The 698-nt window shown below is 47.7% G+C and carries 1 protein-coding gene; it reads left to right on the plus strand.

Translation table 11 applies throughout. The annotated features are described in order from the left end of the window. Positions 1–698: uroporphyrinogen-III C-methyltransferase (locus R7040_RS26675; protein ID WP_318097614.1), on the plus strand; the 698-nt coding region annotated here is incomplete at both ends.

A 698-nucleotide genomic window follows, 5' to 3' on the forward strand; every position in this document is an offset into this window, starting at 1 on the left:
AGGAAGCCTCTAAACCGGTTGAGCCTGCAAAACCAGCAGAGCCAACAAAGGTTGAATTTGAAGAGAAGCAAGGCAAACGTGGCGTCAAGCTCGGCACCGTAGCGATCATTCTTTCAATCATCTTCGGTGGCGGTCTCGCTTATAAACTTCATGAGCAACAAGCCGATTACCAAGCCCAAATAGCTCAGCTACAAAACCAACTAGAAAAAGCGCAAGCTTCGATGACGCAAGAGCTAAACCAAGTTAAAGAAGAAACCATCGAGAAAGCGGCCACAGTAACGCACAAAGCAGAAGTGGTGCTTGGTCAACAACAAAAGAGCATTGAAAGTTTACAACTCGCCGTCGCAGATGTGAAAGGCCGACGTCCAAACGACTGGCTATTGGCAGAGGCCGATTACCTTGTGAAGTTGGCTGGTCGTAAATTGTTCTTAGAGCATGACGTAGAAAGCGCAACTCAACTAATGGAAAGCGCAGACCAACGTATTGCCGCGCTAAACGATCCAAGCTTAGTTAAACTGCGTAAAGCGATGGCAAACGACATCACCAAACTGCGCACTGTCCCATTGATTGACCGTGACGGTCTTGTTCTGCGTTTAACCGCTCTACAGCAGCAAGTAGATAAGTTGCCTCTAGCAAATGCACTACTGCCGGAAGCCCAAGTCGTTGCTCAGCATGAAGTAGGAGAAGACATTTCAAAC

Source organism: Vibrio sp. 1069, from assembly GCF_033340555.1.